4 protein-coding genes are annotated in these 3,469 nt (G+C 59.0%); all 4 read left to right on the forward strand.

The window, feature by feature from the left end:
• Window positions 1-658 (forward strand): LysR substrate-binding domain-containing protein (locus M0974_RS23250; protein WP_297842423.1); only part of this gene is annotated, 658 nt, incomplete at its 5' end.
• A 129-nt stretch (window positions 659-787) separates the two neighbouring features.
• Entirely contained in the window at window positions 788-1,507 is a 720-nt protein-coding gene (pcaH, locus tag M0974_RS23255) for a protocatechuate 3,4-dioxygenase subunit beta (RefSeq protein WP_297842425.1), read from the forward strand.
• A gap of 12 nt (window positions 1,508-1,519) precedes the next feature.
• On the forward strand, window positions 1,520-2,122 hold the full coding sequence (gene pcaG, locus M0974_RS23260; RefSeq protein WP_297842428.1) for a protocatechuate 3,4-dioxygenase subunit alpha: 603 nt from the start codon (window positions 1,520-1,522) through the stop codon (window positions 2,120-2,122).
• 75 nt (window positions 2,123-2,197) lie between these two features.
• Window positions 2,198-3,469, forward strand: a 1,272-nt coding sequence (locus M0974_RS23265; RefSeq protein WP_297842431.1) for an MFS transporter, incomplete at its 3' end; no start/stop codon positions are given.

Here is a 3,469-nt window from a genome sequence, read left to right on the forward strand (position 1 = left end):
CGAGCACGAGCCCTTCACTGCGCGGCTCGGTGTGCTGTCCACCGTGGAAAGTTTGCTGGTACCCGAGGTCGTCTGTCGTTTGCATGCCCGACATCCCGCGTTGGTCGTGAGCGTGGTGACCGGGCCAAGCGCGTACCTGTTGTCTCGACTGCGCGTGGGTGAGCTGGATCTGGTGGTCGGACGGATGACCGATAGCCCGCAGATTCTTGGGCTGACGTTCGAGCATCTGTACAGCGAATCCATGACCCTGGTGGTGCGTAACGGCCATCCGCTGTTGGCCGACCCATTGGCGCTTAAAAATCTTGAAGACTATCCGCTGGTGTTGCCGCTGGCGGGGACGACGATTCGCAAGTTCGCCGACAGCCTGTTTGTGCAGCACGGTATCAGCCCACCGCGCCAGCGTCTGGAAACCTTGTCGCTGACCTTGAGTCGGCGTTATGTGCAGTGCAGTCAGGCGATCTGGGTAGCGCCTTTCGATGCGGTCAGGCAGGACCTGAGTCGCGGTGAGTTGGTGGAGCTGGAATTGGGGATTCGCGAACCGGGTGGTTCGGTGGGGCTGTGTAGCAATCCTGCACTGCCGATGCCGCTGGCGGCTCAATGGTGTGTGGAGGTGCTGCGCGAGGTGGGGCAGGAGTATCGCGAGGGTCGTTATCCATAACCATTTGGATATGGATAGGGTGCGTTTTTTCAATGCCGGAGTGGGTCTTATCAGGAGAAACTGGACCACTGACTGCTGTCTACGCAGCGCGTATCCCTAGCTCTTACCCATAACAACAAGGAGACCGACATGTCTGATGCGGACAACAGCCGCTTCGTCATTCGTGACCGCAATTGGCACCCCAAAGCCCTGACGCCTGACTACAAAACCTCGATCCTGCGTTCCCCGCGTCAAGCCTTGGTGAGCATTCCCCAGTCCCTGTCGGAAACCAGTGGCCCGGACTTTTCCCATCTGAAGATGAGCCAGCACGATAACGATCTGCTGCTGAACTTCAACCAGGGTGGCCTGCCCATCGGCGAGCGCATCATCGTCGCCGGCCGGGTCTGTGACCAGTACGGTAAGCCTATCCCCCATACCTTGGTGGAGATGTGGCAAGCCAATGCCGGTGGTCGCTACCGGCACAAGAAAGACAGCTACCTGGCGCCCATCGACCCGAATTTCGGTGGCGTCGGTCGTGCCTTGACCGACCGCGACGGCAACTACAGTTTTCGCACGGTCAAACCCGGCCCATACCCGTGGCGCAATGGTCCCAACGACTGGCGTCCGGCGCATATTCACGTCTCCATTAGCGGCCCGTCGATTGCCACGCGATTGATCACCCAGTTGTATTTCGAAGGTGACCCGCTCATCCCGATGTGCCCGATCGTCAAGTCGATCGCCAGTCAGGAAGCGGTGCAGAGCCTGATCGCCAAGCTCGATATGAGCATGGCCAATCCCATGGATTGCCTGGCTTATCGCTTTGATATCGTTCTGCGCGGTCAGCGCAAGACCCACTTCGAAAACTGCTGAGGAGGCACGCGCATGCCCGTTCAACTTCTGCCTGAAACCCCTTCGCAAACCGCCGGTCCTTACGTGCATATTGGCTTAGCGCTGGACGCGGCCGGTAACCCGTCCCGCGAGCAGGAAATCTGGAACGAAATGGCCAAACCCGGCGCGCCGGGCGAGCACATCTTGCTGATGGGTCACGTTTACGACGGCAATGGTCACCTGATTCGCGATTCGTTCCTGGAGTTCTGGCAGGCCAATCACGAAGGCGTCTACGACAGCGACTACGATCTGGAAAAACCCTTCAACAGTTTTGGCCGTACCGCGACCACGGATGTCGGTGAGTGGACGCTCAAAACCATCAAGCCGGGCACCCTGAAAAACGCTGCGGGTGTTCCGATGGCGTCGCATATCAATGTCTCGTTGTTCGCGCGGGGCATTAATATTCACTTGCAGACCCGCCTGTACTTCGACGACGAGGCTCAGGCCAATGCGGTCGATCCGGTACTGAATTTGATCGAGCAGCCGCAACGTCGGGAAACCTTGATTGCCAAGCGTTGCACGGTTGACGGCAAGCTGGCTTATCGCTTCGACATTTGGGTTCAAGGCGAATCGGAAACGGTGTTCTTCGACTTCTAACGCTGTGACGTGCGTGTGGTTTTATGGTGTTTGCCGATGCAAGCGCCCCAATAAGAATAAGAAGGAAATGTTTGCATGTCGCTATTCGCTCCCGTGCCCGTGGTTGGCACGCTTGATGTTCAGGCGCTGATCAACGCCAAGCCACTGTCCAGCTATCAATGGCGGGTCGTATTGCTGTGTTTTCTGATCGTGTTTCTCGACGGCCTGGATACGGCGGCCATGGGCTTCATCGCCCCTGCTTTGAGTCAGGATTGGGGCATCGATCGCGCGAGCCTGGGGCCGGTGATGAGTGCTGCGCTGATCGGCATGGTCTTCGGCGCCCTGGGTTCAGGACCATTGGCCGACCGTTTCGGCCGCAAGGTGGTGCTGGTGGTGGCGGTGTTTCTGTTCGGCGTGTTCAGTTTACTGTCGGCCTACAGCAGCAACATCGATCAACTGTTGGCCCTGCGCTTGCTGACCGGCCTGGGTTTGGGTGCGGCGATGCCCAACGCCACCACGCTGCTGTCCGAATACACCCCGGAGCGGCTCAAGTCGCTACTGGTGACCAGCATGTTCTGCGGTTTCAATCTGGGCATGGCCTGCGGTGGGTTTGTCTCCGCGAAGATGATTCCCATATTAGGCTGGCACAGCCTGCTGATGCTCGGCGGGATTCTGCCTTTGGTGCTGGCCGTGGTGTTGTTGTTCTGGTTGCCGGAGTCGGCACGTTTTCTGGTGGTGCGCAACCGTGGCGTGGAGCGGATTCGCAAAGTCCTGGCACCGATTGCACCGCTGGAGGTCGCGGCGGCCAAAGGCTTCAGCGTGCCGGAACAGAAGTCGGTGCAGAGCCGCAACGTACTGAAGGTGATTTTCTCCGGCACGTATAGCGCGGGTACTTTGTTGCTATGGCTGACCTATTTCATGGGCCTGGTGATTGTTTACCTGCTGACCAGCTGGCTGCCGACCCTGTTGCGTGACAGCGGCGCGAGCATGGAGCAATCGGCATTTATCGGCGCACTGTTTCAGTTCGGCGGCGTGCTCAGCGCGGTGGGTGTGGGTTGGGCAATGGACAAATTCAATCCGCACAAGGTCATTGGCATCGCCTACTTGTTGGCAGGTGTATTCGCTTGGCTGGTGGGGCAGAGCCTGGGCAATGTCACCGTGCTGGCCACGTTGGTACTGTTGGCCGGCATGTGCATCAACGGTGCGCAATCGGCGATGCCATCGCTGGCAGCGCGGTTTTATCCAACCCAGGGTCGCGCCACCGGCGTGTCATGGATGCTCGGTATTGGTCGTTTCGGCGCGATCTTGGGTGCCTGGGCCGGGGCGACGTTATTGGGGCTAGGCTGGAACTTCGAGCAGGTGCTGACC

It is taken from the genome of Pseudomonas sp. (assembly GCF_026224925.1).
In the GTDB taxonomy this organism is placed as follows: Bacteria; Pseudomonadota; Gammaproteobacteria; order Pseudomonadales; family Pseudomonadaceae; genus Aquipseudomonas.